The following is a 17,550-nucleotide window of genomic DNA, read 5'->3' as shown; positions in this document are numbered from 1 at the left end:
GGTCACAAACGGGACCGAGGCGGCCCCTACCGCAGACGGATCGCGATGTTCTTGGTCTGGACGTAGTTCCAGAGCGCTTCACGCCCCTTTTCACGACCATATCCGGATTTCCCAACCCCTCCGAACGGGGTTTCGACTCCGCCCGCATACCATTCGTTGACAAAGACCTGGCCTGCGCGGATCTGACGGGCAGCGCGGGTGGCGCGGTCCAGATCCCGTGTGAAAACACCGCCGACCAGCCCGTAGTCGGTCGAATTGGCAATCTCCACCGCCTCGGCGTCGTCCTTGAACGTCAGGACGGAGAGAACGGGGCCAAAGACCTCTTCGCGGGCGATTTCCATATCGGGGGAGAGACCGGCCAGAACCGTGGGTTGCAAGAAGGCGCCCGGGCGGTTCAGCGCGTGCCCCCCGGTGACCAGTTGCGCACCCTGATCCACGGCGCGGCTGACCATCGCAACGGCACGGTCGCGCTGCGCATCGGACACCATCGCCCCCATGTTGGCGCCAAATTCGGGGCGGTCCACGCCGGGGCCCACCGACAGGCCGGAGGCAATCGTTTCCGCCCGTGCAATCAGTTCTTCGGCGCGGCTTTCGTGCACGATGACCCGGCTCATCGCAGAACAGACCTGGCCGGCGTTGAAGTAGATGCCCCAGCGGATGTCCGTTTCAAAGGCCTCGAGGTCGGCATCGTCATGGACGATCGCCGCCGACTTCCCGCCCAGTTCCAGCACGCAGGGCACCACATTCTGGGCCGCGGCCTGGGCGATGGCTATTCCGGTGGGGACCGACCCGGTAAAGACGATCTGGTTGACCATCGGATGCGCGGCGAGTGCGGCCCCGGCCTCATGCCCGTAGCCGCACAGGACGTTGACCGTGCCAGCCGGGAAGCCGACGGCCTCTGCCGCCTTGGCGAACCAGGCGTTGGTCAAGGGGGTCAGCTCGGGGCTCTTGATCACACAGGCATTGCCTGTGGCCAGCGCCGCCGCAAGCGAGCGGGCGGTCATCTCGACCGGGTAGTTCCAGGGAATGATCTGCGCCGAGACCCCCAGCGGTTCATAATCGGTAAAGTCGTAATAGCCGGACCCCAGCGGGATCGACCGACCTTCGACGGTGCTGGCCTGGTTGCCGTAATATTCGAAATAGAGCGCGGCACCTTCGACTTCGATCTCGGCTTCCCAGAGCGGCTTGCCCTGTTCCAGAACCAGCGTATGGGTGATCGTGCGCTTGTGCTCCTGCAGATAGCGGCCCATGGCCTGAACCATCCGCCCGCGCTCCAATGGTCGCATGTCGCTGAGCGCGCCGGAGAGGTGGACGGCCCGCGCCGCCATGACCGCCCGATCCACGTCCCCTGCATCCGCCAGGGCCTGCTCTGCGATTTTCTCGCCGGTGGCCGGATCAATGACGTCGATACGCCCGGCGCCGCCATCCACCCAATGGCCGCCAATGTGGTTTTGCCAATAGAGGGGCAGATCGGTCATGTCGGGGTCCTTTCGGGCAAGGGGGGCGCGTGTTGATGGGCCGGTCGGCGGGCGACCAGCGCCGGCGCAGTTCAGCAGATCCGGCGCAAACGCCCAAATCGGAATGCGGCGTCGAGATGGTCTGGGGCGACATCGTCCCGGGGCGGGCCATGCTGGGTGCGTGCAATTTTAACAAAATACGATGTGAAAATACTGCTGTTCCGGCCCCTCCGGAACGCAATTTCAGCGCAAACGGCTGAAAACCGCGGCACTGGGGCTGGTGGGTTTCATCGAATGTTAAGAGCGCCGGGAGCACGCTGTTGCTGGATTGAAACAGGAGGTGTGCTCTTGACAGCATCCGGCCATTCCCATTGCAGGCAGCCCGCATGGCGCGGGCACCGCGTCCCCGTCGGGGCGCGTGGCCGTCTGCGTCGGGTTGCGTTCGGGTGCCGCGTCGATCCCGACCTCCGCCATGCTGCATTGGGGCACCACGCTCATCTTGCGCCGCTGTCCGTATCTGCCCTTCGCTCAGAGTGAAAAAAATGTCCGAACCCACTGCTCCAGAAACTCCTTCCCGTCGTCGTTTTGGCCTGTTGCGTAGTATTCGCTCAAAGATGGTGGTCATCTTTTTGCTGATGGGCGCAGCCTTTGGCCTGTTCGGCTACATGATGCATGTCGTGTTGGACGAGGTTGGCGTGGATATGACGACGCTGACACAGGACCGTCTGCCGGATCTGGTGATCGCCAGCGAGATTTCCGTGGCAGCGGGCGCAACCAAGGACAATATGATCTCCTTGCTGGTGGCCGAAGATACCGAGGCGGTCGAGGCCGCCCGCGACAGGATCCAAACCTCCACGGCGAAGCTGCAGACCCTGATCTCGACCCTGGATGAAGAGATGCAGCCGCAATTTGCCGCGACTGCGGATGCAGCGACTGTGGCACTGGAGGATCTGGCACGCGCACGCCAGACCGTTCTTGAAAGCGATGAGCAGATTCAGGTCCGGATCGACGATCTGCACCGCATCAGCAGCGAATTGCGCAACCTGATGACCGACCTGTCGCAGATTGCCTCGGTGGAACTGAACAAAGGTGCGGTGAAGACCTACAATGCGATCGATTCCTCTCTGAAATCACTGCTGGAAGTGGACTTCCACAATCTCCAGCTGCTGCTGGAGGCGCGGGCCGAACTCAACCTTCTGGCCGGCACGGCCGTGGCATTCGGGGGCACCAAGGATGCCGAGACCCTGGCGCAGTTGCAGGAGCTGGCGGACAGTTCCGATGCGCGGCTCCTGGAAATCGCCGATTTGATCGAAACCAATGCACCGGCGCTGCTGGATGTGTCCCTGATCCGCAATGCATCGTTCACCCTGCAATCCGTCATTGCACAGAGCCTGTTTCCGTCGGAAACCCTGCGTCGCGCTGCGATGAAGGCGCGTGCCGACACCGACCGTTTCATCGTCATGGCGATCGATGCGCAGGTCGCCAAACTCACCGCCGCCGCGGAAAAAGCCAGCAAGGACAATGGCGATACGCTGCGAGAACTGATGAAGAACGAGGTCGGTTTCCTCAATACGCTGATGGAAATCAGTACCTGGGTCAGCAGTTTCCAAGTCTCCGCGCTGGATGTGTTGACAGCCACGACCGAGGATCAGGTCACCGATGCCGCTTTCGACATGGAAGGGGCAAGCATGAACCTTTCAGTCTACGAGAACTTCCAGGATGCCCGCGTCGGGGAATTGCTCAAAAGCCTCAGCACGCTGAATAATCCCGAAACCGGTCTGGCTGCGCAGAAGGTGACGGCGCTCAACGCCCGCAATGCGGCAATCGCTGCCACGGAAACAACCGAAGCCAAAGTGGTGGATATCGTCAACCGCGCTGCCGAACTGGCCAGCCGGAACCGCGCGGCCATCGGCACCATGGCGGATGACATTTACGTCGAGGTCGCGGATGCCAAGCGCAATCTCCTTGTGGCGCTGGCATTGGCAGCGGGTGTGTTCCTGACGGCCATGATCCTGGTTCAGGTCCTGATCCTGCGCCCGCTTAACCGCATCAGTTCCAGCACCGAGCGTCTGGCCGAGGGAGATCGCAGCCCGATCTCCGGTTTCGAACGCGCCAGCACGGAGATTTATCGCATTGCGCGCTCGCTTTCGGTGTTCCGCGACGGCATCGTCGAGAAGGAAGAGATGGAGCATCTGGCCGAGGAAGAGCGCCGCGAACGCATGGCCGCTCAGGACAAGGCGGTGTCCGCGCTTGGCACTGGTCTGTCGCGCCTGTCCGAAGGCGATCTGACCGCTCGTATCGAAGACGAACTGGCGGAGGGCTATGAGCAGCTTCGCACCGATTTCAACCGCACGCTGGATACCCTGAACGAAACGGTTGGGCAGGTGGTCGAAACCTCGTCTTCGATCCGCAACGGTGCATCGGAAATCAGCCAGGCGTCGCAGGACCTGTCACATCGCACCGAAAGCCAGGCGGCAACGCTGGAGCAAACCGCTGCCGCGCTGGACCAGATGACCGCAAGCGTGAAATCCGCAGCGGAAGGGGCGCGCGATGTTGAGCGCACCACCAACGAAGCCCGGACCGAGGCCGAGGCCAGCGGCGAGATTGTTCAGAACGCGGTCTCTGCGATGACCGAGATCGAGCAAAGCTCCAGCAAGATTTCCCAGATCATTTCGGTCATTGACGATATTTCGTTCCAGACCAACCTGTTGGCCTTGAACGCCGGCGTCGAGGCAGCCCGGGCTGGCGAAGCGGGGCGCGGATTTGCCGTCGTCGCATCCGAAGTGCGCGGTCTCGCGCAGCGCTCCTCGGACGCTGCGCTTGAAATCAAGACCCTGATCGGGGACAGCTCCAAACAGGTGGAGCGGGGCGTGGACCTCGTGGGCAAGGCCGGGAACGCTCTGGAAAGCATCCTTCAGCGCGTCACGCATATCTCGGAGCTGATTTCAGGGATTGCCACCGGCGCGCAGGAGCAATCCACCGGCCTGGTTGAGATCAACACCGGGATGAACCAGCTGGATCAGGTGACCCAGCAAAACGCCGCCATGGTGGAAGAAGCAACCGCAGCGGGTCAGCTGTTGAACTCTGACGCGCAGGCGCTGGCGGAACTTGTCGCCCGTTTCCGCACCGCCGCGGCCGCCATCAACCCTGCGGTGGACACCGCACCGAGCAGCTGGGGCGCAGAGGAGGCGGAGGTTGCCTGGGATGCAGACGACGTCGTTGCCGCCGAGGAACCGGTTGAAGACACGGATTGGTCTGACTTCAATTGGGACGATGACGCGGCTGCAACGGGGACATCATGAGGGGCTGAAGCCAGTAAGACACGCCAGGCAGACATCTGCTCAGGGCTCCGGTGGAAATCCGCCGGAGCCCTTTTCCGTGTGGCACCGCATTGCAATGAATTTCACATTGAGGTACTAAATTCCGCATATTGAAATTTTTCCGGGCAATGCATCCTGCATCATCGAATACGCCCATGCCGTGGAGGGAGGTTCGCACCGTGTCGCAAGCCGTGACAAATCCTGTTCGCTTTGAAGTCACTGACGGCATTGCTGTCATCGCAATCGCCAACCCGCCCGTGAACGCCTTGAGCCAGGCTGTGCGCCAGGGCCTGGACGCGGCGTTTGCCAAGATCGCGGAGCAGAGCGACATAAGGGCCGTGGTGATCTATGGTACGGATCGCACCTTTATCGCGGGGGCGGATATCCGGGAGTTCGGACAGCCTCCGCAGGCGCCGTTTCTGCCCGATGTGATCAACCGCATTGAAGCCTGCGCGGTGCCGGTGATCGCGGCCTTGCACGGCACCGCGCTTGGCGGTGGTCTCGAAGTGGCGTTAGGCGCGCATTACCGCATCGCTGTACCAACGGCACGTTTTGGTTTGCCCGAGGTCACATTGGGGATCCTGCCCGGGGCAGGGGGGACGCAGCGCATGCCACGTCTGGTCGGGGTCGAATTTGCGCTGGATGCGATCACGTCGGGGCGTCAGATCGGCGCAAGGGAAGCATTGTCGGTTGGGTTGATTGACCGCATCAGCGAAGATGCGGACCTGCGCGCGACGGGGATTGCCTATGCAAAGGATCTGATTGCGGACGGGGCGGGGCCGCGTCGTACCAGCGCCATGGTGGTAGATCCGGTTGCGCCGGAGGTTTTCGAAGCTGCACGGGCGAGAATGGCAAAGAAAGCCCGAGGCCAGCTTGCGCCACAGTCCTGCATCAAGGCCGTGGAAGGCGCTGTTGACCTGCCGTTCGGCGAGGGGCTCGCCCAGGAGCGCGCGCTGTTTCAGGATCTGATGGACAGTGATCAGCGGGCTGCATTGATCCATGCGTTTTTTGCCGAACGTCAAGTTGCAAAAGTACCGGAGATCCAGGGCGTGCAGCCGCGCGCCATGGAGCGGATCGGTGTCATCGGCGGCGGCACTATGGGGGCGGGGATCGCCGTATCCGCGCTGCTCGCCGGACTGGATGTCACCCTGATCGAACGTGATGACACCGCCGCCGCGCGTGCGACGGCCAGCGTGACCAAAATTCTCCAAGGCTCGGTCAAACGGGGCAAGCTTTCGCAGGAGCAATACGACACGATTGTCGGCGGCACGTTTCGGGCCAGCGACGACTATGCCACCCTTGCGCAGGCAGATGTGGTGATCGAAGCGGTGTTCGAGAGCCTGGAGGTGAAGAAGGACGTCTTCACCAAGCTGGATGCCATCTGCAAACCGGGTGCGATTCTGGCCTCCAACACCTCCTATCTCGATGTGAACGAGATCGCGCGCATGACAGCGCGCCCGGCGGATGTGATCGGGCTGCATTTCTTCTCGCCGGCCCATGTGATGCGCCTGCTGGAAATCGTGGTCGCTGACGAAACGACGCCGGAGGTGACCGCAACCGGTTTTGCGCTTGCGAAACGTCTGAAGAAGGTCGCCGTGCGCGCAGGTGTTTGCGACGGGTTTATCGGCAATCGCATCCTCAGCCTCTATCGCAAGGCTGTCGACGGGGCGGTGCTGGCGGGGGCCAGCCCGTTTGAGGTGGACCGTGCCCTTGTTGGCTTTGGCCTTGCCATGGGGCCCTTTGCGGTCAGCGATCTGGCGGGGCTGGACATCGGCTGGGCCACGCGCAAGCGGCTGGCGCCGACCCGCGATCCGCGCGAAGTCTATGCGGGATTTGCCGACCGTCTGTGCGAAGCGGGCCATTTTGGTCGCAAGACCGGCAAGGGCTATTACATCTACACAGAAGACGGCACACACGAAAACGCCGAGGTGCTGGAACATGTGGCCGCGGATCGCGCCGCCAAGGGCATCACTGCGCGTGAGATCTCCGAGCAGGAGATCGTTGATCGCTATATGGCCGCCATGATCAATGAGGCCGCCCGCGCGGTCGAGGAGGGCATTGCGCTCCGGCCGCTCGATGTCGATGTGACGCTGCTGAATGGATATGGCTTCCCGCGCTGGCGCGGTGGACCGATGCACTACGCGGATACGGTCGGCCTCGACAAGGTGCTTGCTGATATTGAGCGGTTTGCGCAGGAGGATGCCTTCCTCTGGCAGCCCGCGCCGCTTCTGAAACGTCTGGTGGCTGAGGGCAAGTCCTTCGCCGACCTCAACAACGTCTGACCGCCTTCTGAGGGGAATTTTCGATGAAACAAGCTGTTATCGTCTCCACCGCCCGCACCGGGCTCGCCAAATCCTATCGCGGGGCGTTCAACGACACCCATGGTGCTCATATGGCAGGCCATGCCATTGAACATGCTGTGGCGCGATCAAAGATCGACCCGGCGCTGATCGAAGACGCCTTTATCGGCTGCGGCTATCCCGAGGGCTGGACCGGTGGCAATATCGCCCGTCAGGCGGTGGTACGCGCGGGCCTGCCGGTGTCGGTTGCGGCCGCAACAGTGAACCGGTTCTGTTCTTCGGGTTTGCAGGCGGTGGCGATGGCCAGCCATGCGATCAGTGTGGAGGGCGCGTCTGCTGCCATCGCCGGTGGCGTCGAAAGCATCAGCCAGATGCCCCCCTCGCGCCCCGCACAGCGCCGGGACACCTGGATCGAGGCGCACAAGCCCGAAGTCTACATGACCATGATCGAGACCGCTGACGTCGTGGCGCAGCGCTATGGCATCTCGCGCGAGGCCCAGGATGAGCTCGCCCTGGAAAGCCAGATGCGCACCGCGGCGGCACAGGCCTCCGGCAAGTTGGATGACGAAATCGTGCCGATCACGGTGACGCAGAAGATCACCGACAAGGAAACCAAGGAGGTCTCCTACAAAGATGTCACCTTCTCGATGGACGATTGCAACCGTCCGAACACCACGCTTGAGGGGCTCGCCGGTCTGAAGCCGGTGCGCGGTGAGGGCAATTTTGTCACCGCCGGCAACGCCTCTCAGCTCTCGGACGGGGCCGCCGCGCTGGTGGTGATGGAGGCGGAGCTTGCCGCGCAACAGGGGCTGGAGCCGCTCGGCGCGCTCAAGGGGTTTGTCACCGCCGGTTGTGAGCCCGACGAGATGGGGATCGGTCCGGTCTTTGCGGTGCCACGCCTGCTGGAGCGTCACGGGCTCAAGGTTTCTGACATCGATCTGTGGGAGCTGAACGAGGCCTTTGCGTCCCAGGCGCTCTATTGTCGCGAGCGGTTGGAGATCGACCCGGCAATCTGCAACGTCGACGGGGGCTCCATTTCCATCGGCCACCCGTTCGGCATGACCGGGGCACGGATGACCGGGCATCTGCTGCTCGAAGGCAAGCGGCGCGGTGCCAAGCTGGGCGTTGTCACCATGTGCATCGGCGGCGGTCAGGGCGCGGCTGGCCTGTTCGAGATTTTCTGATCGGCGGCGCGGATGGACCTGAGCTACACCGCTGAACAAGAAGCCTTTCGCGCCGAGGTGCGCGCCTTTCTCGCCGAAAAGCTGCCCAAACAGCTAAGCGAGAAAGTCCGGCTGGGCAAGCGCCTGACCAAGGCCGATATGGAGCAATGGCACGCCATTCTCAACGCGCGCGGATGGCTGGCTCCGAATTGGCCCGCCGCTTATGGCGGTGCGGAATGGGACGCGGTGCAGCGGCAGATCTTTGAAGAAGAAGCCTGTCTTGCCCATGCGCCGCGTGTGGTGCCCTTTGGCCTGACCATGCTGGCGCCGGTTCTGCTGGCGTTTGGCACTGAGCGACAGAAACGCCACTATTTGCCGCGTATCCTCAGCGGCGAGGACTGGTGGTGTCAGGGCTATTCCGAGCCGGGCGCGGGCTCCGACCTTGCCAGCCTCAAGACCCGCGCGGTGCGCGATGGCGATCATTACGTGGTCAACGGTCAGAAGACCTGGACGACCCTCGGTCAGCACGCCAACTGGATCTTCTGCCTTGTGCGCACCAACCGGGATTGCAAGCCGCAGGAGGGGATCTCCTTCCTGCTCATCGATATGGCCACGCCGGGCGTCACGGTGCGCCCGATCACGCTGATCGATGGCGCGGCAGAAGTGAACGAGGTGTTCTTCGACAATGTGCGCGTCCCGGTCGACAACCTCGTGGGCGAGGAAAACAAGGGCTGGACCTATGCCAAATACCTGCTGACCCACGAGCGGACCAATATCGCCGGTGTCGGGTTTTCCAATGCAGCGCTAGCGACGCTGAAACAGGTCGCGGCGACCACCATGTCCGGCGGCAGGCCCCTGGCGCAGAACCCGCAATTCGCGGCGCGTGTGGCGCAGGTGGAAATCGACCTGATGGCGATGCGGACGACCAATCTTCGCATGGTGTCGGCCGCGGCGCAGGGGCAGGCCCCGGGGCCCGAAAGCTCGATGCTGAAGATCAAGGGCACCCAGATCCGTCAGGAGCTGACATCCCTGTTGCGCCGCGCTGCGGGACCGGATGCCTTGCCGTTCTGGCCAGATGACCTTGTCGGTCCTGACACCGACATGCACGCGCGACCGGAACATGCTCCCGCCGCCGCGCCGGGCTATTTCAACATGCGCAAGCTGACGATCTTTGGTGGCTCCAACGAGATCCAGCGCGGCATCATCACCAAGTCCATTCTGGACCTGTGAGGAGGGAACGGTATGGATTTCACGCTGACCGAAGAGCGCGTCATGCTCAGGGACATGCTGCGGCGGTTCCTGTCCGAACAGTATGATCACGACACGCGCCAGGCCGTGCTGGCCGCGGGCGCGCCCTTTGATGCGGACATCTGGGCGCAATTGGCGGAGCTGGGCATTCTAGGGGCCCTGTTCCCCGAGGCAAACGGCGGCTTTGGCGGCGCGGGGTTCGACATTGCTCTGGTGTTCGAGGAGCTTGGCCGTGCCGGTGTGATAGAGCCGGTTTTGTCCTCCGCCATCCTGGGCGGCGGCCTTGTCGCGATGCTCGGGACCGCGGATCAGCAGGCGCTGTTGGCCGAGGTGATGGCGGGCACGACCCGGCTGGCCTTTGCGCATTCAGAACCGAGGACCCGCTATGACCTGGCCGATGTCTCCATATCTGTGGGTGAGGGGCGCACGTTGAGCGGCATCAAGACCCACGTTCTGGGCGCGGCGGAAGCGCAAATGCTGGTGGTGTCCGCGCGCGAGGCTGGGGCTGTGGGCGACACTGAGGGGCTGTCGCTGTTTCTTGTTCCTGCCGATGCGCCCGGCGTCCACATCGCGCAACATGTGACCGTTGACGGGGTCTCCGCTGGAACCGTGCGCCTTGAGAATGTGATCCTGCCCGAGACCGCGCGGCTGGGTCCGGCCGGGCGGGCCTTCGATGCGATCGAAGCGGTGTATGCACGCGGCACCCTCGCCGTAAGTGCGGAGGCGCTTGGTGCAATGGAAACCGCCAAGGAGATGACCATTTCCTACCTGAAGGAGCGCCAGCAGTTCGGGCGTCCGATCGGCAGGTTTCAAGCCTTGCAACACCGGATGGCGGATGTGGCGATGGAGGTGGAGCAGGCGCGCTCTGCGGTGATCAATCTTGCCGGGCATCTTGAGGCCGCGCGCGGGCTACGTGAGCGCCACGTGAGTGCGACCAAGAACCTGATCGGTCGGATTGGCGCATTGGTGGCCGAGGAGGCTGTGCAGCTGCACGGCGGCATCGGCATGACGAATGATTATGCACTGTCTCATTTCATCCGCCGCATCGTGATGATCGACCACCTGTTTGGCGATGTCGATTACCACCTCGACCGTTTTGTCCAGCTCGATGCGGCGCTGTCGTGACGCCAGCGCTGGTGCCGATCAGGTCCGGAGGCGGCGCGGCCGGTCCATGGACGGGGCGCCGGTCTGTGTGCCGGGGGCAAAGGCGCTTTTCTTGGTGTTGCAAAAGCCTGTATGATGGAACGCCAGATTGATACAGCGGGGCAGGCGATGATGCGCGAACTTGAGCAGGACCGGCGATATGCCAACACGCTGGCACGTGGCCTGCGTATCTTGCGCGCGTTTCGCCCCTCCGACAACGGCCTGGGCAATCTGGAGATTTCAGAACGCACCGGCATCCCGCGCTCGACCGTGTCGCGGCTGACTTTCACGCTCTGTGCGTTGGGATATCTGACCCACGGTCGCCATTTCGACAAGTATCGCCTTGGCCCGGCGGCGCTGGCGCTGGGCAATATTGCCTCGGCGGCGTTTGGGTTTGTGACCGTCGCCGCCCCGATCATGCAGGCCCTGGCCAATGAGGTCGGCGCATTGGTCGGGGTCGCGATTCAGGATGACGGCAATATGCTGATCGTAAAGACCTGGCGTCCGGAAGGCTCCCGCACCATTTGGCTGGATGTGGGGTACAGAATGCCGCTGCTGACTTCGTCTTCGGGGCTGTCCTATCTGGGGGCCCTGTCGCGCGAGGAACGCGAAAAGGTGGAGGGTCTGTTGCCGGAGGAAAGCTCCGGGACCTGCGAGGAACTCTGGCAGCGCGAGCGCGCCCACTTGTGGCGTGAGGGCTATGCGTTTGTGCAGGGCGAGGCGCGGTATTCGCGCTCAATCAACGCCGCTGCGACACCCTTTCGCCCGTCGGAGATCGGAGAGCCGGTGTCCTTTTTCTGCGGTGCGAATGCCGACGATCTGAGCGACGCGCGCATCCACGACCAGGTTGGTCCGGCACTGGTTCAGGCGGTTGCCCAGTTGAAGGCGCTCACCGGTCAGACCGTTTCCGCCGTATCCTCCGGCTGAGGCGACATCACTGTCAAATCCCTGATACTTAACAGGCGTAGATCCGGTGGGCACGAACACCAAAGGACTTCGCCCATGGCCACCTTCCGCCCTGATCCCATACGCTTCCTGACCGGAGCAGATACCGAAGTGTCGCGCCCCAGGGCCATTTCCGAGCCCGCGCAGGGCGGGAAATTCACCCCCGATGGGGAGGTGCTGCCCTTTCCCGGCAACACGGTGATCTGCCATATCGACCCCAAAAGCGATGTGCATGCGGCGCTGTGTGAAGTGCAAGACGAGGTCCGGCACAGCGATTTTGGTGCTCTCTTCACCTATCTGCCGCCGGCCAGCCTGCATATGACCGTGTTTCAAGGGATCTCGCCGGATTCGCCGGTCTGGCCCGAAGGTGTTCCGAAGGGCGCATCCCGTGACGAGGTCACAAACGTTCTGAAAACGCGGCTGGCAGGACATGACCTGCCGCAGCGCCGGCGTGTCACGGCGACGGGCCTGTTTTGCGGTCATTCGGTGACGCTGGAGGGCTCCACCGACATCGAGGAGGCACGCCTGCGGGCCACCCGCGTCTCCCTGCGCGACCTTACCGGATTGCGGCACGATCATTTCGACACCTACACGTTCCATATCACGCTGGGCTACCTGCTGCGCTGGCTGGACCGTGCGGAGGCCGAAGACCTCGTGGCGTTTTCCAATCAGGTTTATGCGCGCCACGCAGCGCTTTTTTCGGCCATAGAGCTCGGGCCTCTGGAGCTTTGCAACTTTGAGAACATGCACCACTTCGAGCTGGTCACCTGACCGCGCCGCACGGTCCGTACTGCATTTATGTTTGCGCTAACGCTTGCCATTCCCTGCAAGGCGCGCCAGAGTCGCGCCAACTTCGGGGCGCAGCCGCAAAGCGGGCGTGAAAGAGGCGGCAGCACTTGACCTGCGCCGCGCAAGCCTGTTTGACCCTGAGCAAGTGAAAACCTGAGCATCGGGCTCGACCGTCCGCCCCTGTGTGACAGGGCGGACCGGGCCGGAGGGGCAAAGATGTGGAATCTCATCGCTGACGTTGGCGGAACCAACATGCGGCTGGCAGCCGTGAATGCCGAGGGCGAGATCCTCGAACGGGCGCGCTATGACACCAAGGGCACGCTCAACCTGGAACAGGCCTGCGCCGATTTTGCCGCGCATCGGGGCAGCGCCCCGGGGCGGGCCGTGATTGCGGCCGCTGGCGTGGTGCGGGGCGGCTCGGTTCAGTTGACCAATGCCGATCAGAGCTTTTCAGAGCGTGGCATTGCCGCCGCGCTGAAGATCGAGCGCGCCAAGGTCCTGAATGATTTTGAGGCCGCGGCGTGGTCGCTCGCGTCGGTGGGTGAGGCGGATGTGACCGTGTTGCAAGGCCAGGCCGTGTTTCCTAAAGAACCCTGTCTGATCATTGGCCCGGGCACGGGGCTTGGCGTCGGGGCCCTGGTCTGGGCCAATGGCGAGCCCTGCGTGGTTCCGGGCGAGGGGGGGCATGTGGCGCTTGGTCCGCGCTCCGCCGAAGAGGTACCGATCTTTGAGGCGCTGCGCGAGGAATGGCCCGAGGTCGGCATGGGCCTGGGGCTGGTTGTGGAGGCCGAAGCGATCCTATCCGGCACCGGTCTGCCCTATTTCTATCGAGCGGTTGCCAAAAGCATGGATTTGACCGCGCCGCTGACGACAGGGGCGGAGATCTTTGAATCGGCCAAGGCCAAGCTGGATACGGCGGCCATCCGCTCGGTGCAGCTGTTTGCCCAGTATCTGGCCGGGGTGGCGGGCGATCTGGGGCTGGTGTTTGCGGCCAAGGGCGGCGTGTTCATCAGCGGTGGGGTGGCGGCGGCCAACCCCTGGATCTTTGATGCTGCGTTTGTGGCCGCCTTTAACGCGGGCGGGCGACACACGGCGTGGCGTCAGGAATTGCCGCTGCATCTCTATCATCAGCCCAATTTCGGCCTGATCGGGGCGCGCAACTACTTGCGGGCGCGCTGACACCTTCGGCGCGTCGGTGGTGCCCTCTGACCGCTGCCGCACGCTGTTGGATCATCGGCTGACCTGATGCTCCACCTTTGCGGGTGGGCGTGTGTCGATTGCGCGTTGAGCTTGCAGTCACAGCTTGGCATTCTGTTTTGGAAGATCAAGTATTGGACCAAACCCGTTACCCGTCAGGAGGTGCGCGTCGCAATGGCGGAGAAGACATTGACCACACCACAGATTTTCACGTTTCGGGGTGCTCCGGTCATCCGCGATGCCGATCTGGCCGCGTTGTTCGACTATAGCACCGGCAACCTCAACAAGCTGGTGAACAACAATGCGGATCGTTTTGGCGAGGATTTTGCATTTCGCCTGTCTCAGGACGAGTTTGAAGACTTGAAACTCCAACTTGGAATATCAAGTGCCCACGGGGGTCTGCGCAAACCCCCGATGGTCTATACGGAGCATGGTGCGGTGATGGCGGCGACGCTGATCCGGTCGCCACGCGCCGCCGAAGCCTCGCGCTTTGTGGTGAAGACCTTTGTGGCGGCACGGCGGGGGCTGCTCTCACGGGCAAAGGGGCAGAACCTGCCACTGACGCTGCCGGTGAATGACCTGTTGCCGGTCGAGGGCAGTGAGCGGCACGGGTTGGTGGCGAAACTCGATGCGGCGCTGGGCCGGGTGCTGGATGCGATCGCCGACCCGGAGCAGGAAACCACCGTGCGCGACGAGGCCCGGGCCATCGCGCTTGACGGCCTGTCAGCGATCAAGGCGCATCTGAAAAAGCAGGATATCGCCAACGAGAAAACCCTGGCCGAGGTGCAAAAGCTGCTGAAGGAAGCCGAGGCGATCGATACGGAGATCTCCGCCCGTCATATCGAGAACAACCACCGCCAGCTTGCCTATCTGGCCAAACAGCTGCGGATCGTGATCGAGGTGCAGCGCTATCTGGATCAGGGCAATGTGGAAAACTTGCTCGCGGTGCTCAAGGATCTCGGCAACTAGCCTCCTGTCAGCAGGGGCAGATTGGTCGCCGTGGCGGCAGGGGGTCAGTGCGCGTCAGCCGTCCTGTCGCCCGTCCAGAAGCTGTCCGACGTCCGCCAGGTGCTCCTGCATTGCCGCTTTTGCCGCCTCCGGTGCTCCGGCGCAAATGGCATCGGCAATGGCAGTATGTTGCTGCGACAGCCTGGCGATCTCATGCGTGCCAAGCGCCTGTTGCCGTGATCGGGTCCACTCGCCCGCCTGCCGCAGGCTGCGTATCTCCTCGAACACCGTCAGGAACACCGCATTCCCTGCCATTTCGGCGATCTTGTAGTGAAAGATGTCGTCGGCGCGCTCATAGCTGGCCAGGTCCCGTGCCTGCAAAGTCTCTTCCATCAGCCGCAACAGGCGGGCCTTGTCCGCAGAGGTGGCGCGCTCGGCGGCCAGGGCCGCCAGGGGAGGTTCGAGCGTCCGTCTGACCTCCATCAGGTCACGCGGCGAGGCACGTCGCGCCAGCACGCCCAGGCGTTCCGCGCCTTGTACGGGGGGCGGCTGCAAGAAGGTGCCCTGACCATGGCGGCGAAATATCAGCCCTTCTTGTGCCAGTTCTGCAAGAACCGCCCGCAACTGAGTGCGTGACACAGACAATCGCTCCGCCAGGGTGCGTTCGGGCAGCAGTCGCCCCGCGTCAGCCAGCTCGCCGCTGAGGATTGCGGCACGAAGGGCGTCCGTCCGGTGGCGGGCCGTGCTGCGCGAGGGTTTCAGAGCCATCCGATTTGTTCGGCCAGATCTGCGAACATCCGCAGCGCCGTGAGCATCAGGAACACACCAAAACAGAGCTTCAGCGCCCGGCGCGGAATGCTGTGGGCGAGTTTCACACCCACCCGTGCGAAGCTGGTCGAAAGCGGGATGATGATTGCCGCCAGCATCAGGTTCACATAGCCAAGCGACATGGGGGGCAGCCCTTCGGCGGCAAAGCCCGTCGCCATGTAGATCAGCGCGCCCGGAAGACCGATGACAAAGCCGATCGCAGCGGATGTGCCGACGGCCTTGCGTATGTCATACCCGAGAAAACTCAGCGTCGGCACGCAGACGGTGCCCCCACCGATCCCCATCATTGCCGAGACCGCACCGGCAAAAACGCCAAGCGCCGCCCAGACCGGCTTGGAAAAGCTGCGGGGCGCGGTGGCCTCTGCGGGTTTGCGCAGGATCATGTCGAAGGCCACCGCCATCGCAACTGTGGCAAACACCGCCAGCAACACATTGCCGGAGACCACACCGCCAAGAATGCCACCGATCAGCACGCCGGTCAGGATCGAGGGCGCCCAGAGCTTGAGCAACGCGGTGTCGATCGCCCCTTTCTTGTAGTGGCCATAGCCCGAGGAGAGCGAGGTAAAGACGATGGTGGCCAGAGATGTTCCGACCGCAACCTGCATGGTCAGTGCCGGATCCATGCCGGTGAGGGACAGCGCGAAATAGAGCGCTGGAACAATGACGATACCGCCACCAACGCCCAGCAGCCCGGCAAGGATGCCACCTGCGACGCCCGCCGCCGCTGCTACGCCTGCCAGCGGCAGGAGAGTGTCCAATTCCAACATGTCGCGCCGGCCTTCCGTTCTGCTGCGGTCTGCATTGGCGCTAAACCAGTTTGAAATTGGTTGCAACACTTCTGTCCGGAGACGACATGCCCCGCCGGGTGGCTGGGCTCAGGAGGTGGGGGCAAAGCCGCTGTGGCTGTCCAGAAGATATTGTGCAATCAGGGGTTTTGCCGCAGCGCCAAGCGCGGATGCATTGGCGCCGATCCGGCCTTCCTGGACCTCTGGCAGGAACAGACCGCGCGCATCCAGTCGGGGCAGTTCCTCGTGGACGCGGGCAACCAGCCGGTTGCGCAGGGAGGGGGGCATGGCGCCGTCGATCACCACCGCCTGAAAATCGATCACGGCGCAGCTGGCCAGCGTCGCACGGGCCAGCGCATGGGCGGTTTCCTCCAGCCACTGATCTGCCTGCTCGGCGATCCTACTCCAGTCTTGCGGCTGCTGCCAGAGCACGGCGGGATCAATATCCTCGTCGACAAGCCGCCGTTCCAGCACCCGGATCGACGCCGTATCAAGCAGACGCGCCTCCCGACCGTCCGGCAGGCGCGACGGCAGGGGCCCCAACGCGCCCGCGTTGCCGTGGCTACCTTCGTAGACGGAGCCGTTCAGGATGACACCGCCCCCCAGGAACGACGCGATAAAGAAATAGAGCCCATCGCGCCAGGCCCGGTTGCCCCCGAACATATGCTCTGCACGGCAGGCGGCGGTGGCATCATTGATGATGAAAACCTGAAGGTTGCTGAAGCCCGCGATTTCGGTTGCCGGATCCAGTTCCCGCCAGGCTTCCAGGCTGGCTTTGGGCGCTCCGACCTGTTCGTGCCAGCGCCAGAGATCAAACGGAGTGGCTACACCGATGCCACAGATACGGTCTTTGTGATCGGCGGTCATGCCCGCCTCGATGTCGCGCAGGCTGGCTTTGATAAACCCAAACACTTCGGCGGGTTGCGGGTAGCGGTAGCGCAGGCGGCGTTCCGCGTGGATGGTGCCGCTGAAATCGATCAGCAACAGGTCGGTGCTGCGGCGGCCAATTTTGATCCCGTAGGAAAACAGCCCCTCCGGATTGATGGTCATGGGTACCGAAGGTTTGCCCACGCGACCTTTCTGGCTCTCGCCACGCAAGGTCAGCCCGTCCCGTTCAAGTTTGCGCAGGATGACGGACACCGTCTGCGATGACAGCCCGGTGCGCCGGGCCATCTCGCTGCCGGGCATGGCGCCGTCATGATGAAGGACTGAAAGCATCAATCGTTCATTGTAGGCGCGCACTTCGCTCTGGTTGGCGCCGCTGCTGTATTGGCGTGTGTCTGACATGGGCCGCTCTATGCGCTTCTCCTCGTATTGAGGCAAGAGATTGCCGCTCGCCCATTAATAAATCAAGTTGAATTATTTATTGACAGAGACCGGGAATCGAGGCTTTCTGTGGGCGAGCAGCGTACCGGCACAGCACAGAG

Annotated in this window: 13 protein-coding genes; 9 read left to right on the top strand and 4 right to left on the bottom strand. The window is 63.0% G+C overall.

All coding sequences use genetic code 11. The features are described from left to right. Nucleotides 1-26: 26 nt before the first annotated feature. Nucleotides 27-1,478, bottom strand: a complete 1,452-nt coding sequence (locus tag ACXAF5_RS15720) for an aldehyde dehydrogenase family protein (protein ID WP_474947310.1) — start codon at nucleotides 1,476-1,478, stop codon at nucleotides 27-29. Between the two features lie 521 nt (nucleotides 1,479-1,999). Between ACXAF5_RS15720 and ACXAF5_RS15715 the strand changes: the two genes are divergently transcribed. The 9 genes from ACXAF5_RS15715 (at nucleotide 2,000) to ACXAF5_RS15675 (ending at nucleotide 14,531) form a co-directional block, all read left to right on the top strand. Then, on the top strand, nucleotides 2,000-4,759 hold the full coding sequence (locus ACXAF5_RS15715) for a HAMP domain-containing methyl-accepting chemotaxis protein (RefSeq protein ID WP_474947309.1): 2,760 nt from the start codon (nucleotides 2,000-2,002) through the stop codon (nucleotides 4,757-4,759). Between the two features lie 209 nt (nucleotides 4,760-4,968). Then, nucleotides 4,969-7,059 (top strand): FAD-dependent oxidoreductase, encoded by a 2,091-nt coding sequence (locus tag ACXAF5_RS15710; protein ID WP_474947308.1) that lies wholly within the window; start codon nucleotides 4,969-4,971, stop codon nucleotides 7,057-7,059. 23 nt (nucleotides 7,060-7,082) lie between these two features. After that, nucleotides 7,083-8,261 (top strand): acetyl-CoA C-acyltransferase, encoded by a 1,179-nt coding sequence (locus ACXAF5_RS15705; RefSeq protein WP_474947307.1) that lies wholly within the window; start codon nucleotides 7,083-7,085, stop codon nucleotides 8,259-8,261. Nucleotides 8,262-8,273: 12 nt separating this feature from the next. Continuing rightward, nucleotides 8,274-9,470: an acyl-CoA dehydrogenase family protein gene (locus tag ACXAF5_RS15700; protein WP_474947306.1), complete on the top strand. Its 1,197-nt coding sequence runs from the start codon at nucleotides 8,274-8,276 to the stop codon at nucleotides 9,468-9,470. A gap of 12 nt (nucleotides 9,471-9,482) precedes the next feature. Further along, nucleotides 9,483-10,613: an acyl-CoA dehydrogenase family protein gene (locus ACXAF5_RS15695; protein WP_474947305.1), complete on the top strand. Its 1,131-nt coding sequence runs from the start codon at nucleotides 9,483-9,485 to the stop codon at nucleotides 10,611-10,613. A gap of 114 nt (nucleotides 10,614-10,727) precedes the next feature. Beyond that, a complete protein-coding gene (locus tag ACXAF5_RS15690; RefSeq protein WP_474947304.1) occupies nucleotides 10,728-11,558 on the top strand; it encodes an IclR family transcriptional regulator in 831 nt (276 codons plus the stop codon). Between the two features lie 75 nt (nucleotides 11,559-11,633). Next, a complete protein-coding gene (locus tag ACXAF5_RS15685) occupies nucleotides 11,634-12,347 on the top strand; it encodes a DUF1868 domain-containing protein (RefSeq protein WP_474947303.1) in 714 nt (237 codons plus the stop codon). Nucleotides 12,348-12,581: 234 nt separating this feature from the next. Beyond that, nucleotides 12,582-13,544, top strand: coding sequence for a glucokinase (locus tag ACXAF5_RS15680; RefSeq protein ID WP_474947302.1), 963 nt, complete (start codon nucleotides 12,582-12,584; stop codon nucleotides 13,542-13,544). Nucleotides 13,545-13,736: 192 nt separating this feature from the next. Then, nucleotides 13,737-14,531, top strand: a complete 795-nt coding sequence (locus ACXAF5_RS15675; protein ID WP_474947301.1) for an ORF6N domain-containing protein — start codon at nucleotides 13,737-13,739, stop codon at nucleotides 14,529-14,531. Between the two features lie 54 nt (nucleotides 14,532-14,585). Here ACXAF5_RS15675 and ACXAF5_RS15670 read toward each other — a convergent pair whose 3' ends face one another. From ACXAF5_RS15670 to ACXAF5_RS15660, 3 genes are all read right to left on the bottom strand, one after another. After that, the gene (locus ACXAF5_RS15670; protein ID WP_474947300.1) at nucleotides 14,586-15,278 is read right to left on the bottom strand and encodes a FadR/GntR family transcriptional regulator; all 693 of its coding nucleotides are present in this window, start codon (nucleotides 15,276-15,278) and stop codon (nucleotides 14,586-14,588) included. Continuing rightward, nucleotides 15,269-16,105 (bottom strand): sulfite exporter TauE/SafE family protein, encoded by an 837-nt coding sequence (locus ACXAF5_RS15665; RefSeq protein ID WP_474947299.1) that lies wholly within the window; start codon nucleotides 16,103-16,105, stop codon nucleotides 15,269-15,271. Before ACXAF5_RS15665 ends, ACXAF5_RS15670 begins: the two co-directional genes overlap by 10 nt. Nucleotides 16,106-16,213: 108 nt before the next feature. Continuing rightward, nucleotides 16,214-17,410, bottom strand: a complete 1,197-nt coding sequence (locus ACXAF5_RS15660; RefSeq protein ID WP_239368278.1) for an ROK family transcriptional regulator — start codon at nucleotides 17,408-17,410, stop codon at nucleotides 16,214-16,216. Between the last annotated feature and the right edge of the window lie 140 nt (nucleotides 17,411-17,550).

It is taken from the genome of Epibacterium sp. ABV4_022 (assembly GCF_056159345.1).
This window is presented reverse-complemented; position numbering and strand designations above follow the sequence as displayed.

Bases quoted from the DNA above. Each gene is read 5' to 3' on its own strand.
- ACXAF5_RS15660 (WP_239368278.1), bottom strand. From the start codon at position 17,410: ATGTCAGACACACGCCAATACAGCAGCGGCGCCAACCAGAGCGAAGTG.
- ACXAF5_RS15680 (WP_474947302.1), top strand. From the start codon at position 12,582: ATGTGGAATCTCATCGCTGACGTTGGCGGAACCAACATGCGGCTGGCA.
- ACXAF5_RS15665 (WP_474947299.1), bottom strand. From the start codon at position 16,105: ATGTTGGAATTGGACACTCTCCTGCCGCTGGCAGGCGTAGCAGCGGCG.
- ACXAF5_RS15690 (WP_474947304.1), top strand. From the start codon at position 10,728: ATGGAACGCCAGATTGATACAGCGGGGCAGGCGATGATGCGCGAACTT.
- ACXAF5_RS15700 (WP_474947306.1), top strand. From the start codon at position 8,274: ATGGACCTGAGCTACACCGCTGAACAAGAAGCCTTTCGCGCCGAGGTG.
- ACXAF5_RS15705 (WP_474947307.1), top strand. From the start codon at position 7,083: ATGAAACAAGCTGTTATCGTCTCCACCGCCCGCACCGGGCTCGCCAAA.
- ACXAF5_RS15715 (WP_474947309.1), top strand. From the start codon at position 2,000: ATGTCCGAACCCACTGCTCCAGAAACTCCTTCCCGTCGTCGTTTTGGC.
- ACXAF5_RS15675 (WP_474947301.1), top strand. From the start codon at position 13,737: ATGGCGGAGAAGACATTGACCACACCACAGATTTTCACGTTTCGGGGT.
- ACXAF5_RS15685 (WP_474947303.1), top strand. From the start codon at position 11,634: ATGGCCACCTTCCGCCCTGATCCCATACGCTTCCTGACCGGAGCAGAT.
- ACXAF5_RS15695 (WP_474947305.1), top strand. From the start codon at position 9,483: ATGGATTTCACGCTGACCGAAGAGCGCGTCATGCTCAGGGACATGCTG.
- ACXAF5_RS15720 (WP_474947310.1), bottom strand. From the start codon at position 1,478: ATGACCGATCTGCCCCTCTATTGGCAAAACCACATTGGCGGCCATTGG.
- ACXAF5_RS15670 (WP_474947300.1), bottom strand. From the start codon at position 15,278: ATGGCTCTGAAACCCTCGCGCAGCACGGCCCGCCACCGGACGGACGCC.